This window comes from Moellerella wisconsensis ATCC 35017 (genome assembly GCF_001294465.1).
Lineage (GTDB): Bacteria > Pseudomonadota > Gammaproteobacteria > Enterobacterales > Enterobacteriaceae > Moellerella > Moellerella wisconsensis.
Window position 1 is genome coordinate 1 of the sequence record NZ_LGAA01000096.1, and the last position, 241, is coordinate 241.

The window sequence follows — 241 nt, forward strand, 5'->3', positions numbered from 1 at the left end:
CAGGATGAGTCTTCGGACAATGCCTTGCCGGGTCGGCTCATGGGATATGTGGAGGCTTAACCCCAAACTTTATATAGAGGTTTAATCATGGCAACTGTTTCCATGCGCGACATGCTCAAGGCTGGTGTTCACTTTGGTCACCAGACCCGTTACTGGAACCCGAAAATGAAGCCTTTCATCTTCGGTGCTCGTAACAAGGTTCACATCATCAACCTTGAAAAAGCTGTTCCAATGTTCAACG

Annotated in this window: 1 protein-coding gene; it reads left to right on the forward strand. The window is 47.7% G+C overall.

Annotated elements, in window-relative coordinates; translation table 11 throughout:
* Positions 1-87: 87 nt before the first annotated feature.
* On the forward strand, positions 88-241 hold a 154-nt coding region (locus M992_RS14530), incomplete at its 3' end, for a 30S ribosomal protein S2 (protein WP_147638208.1).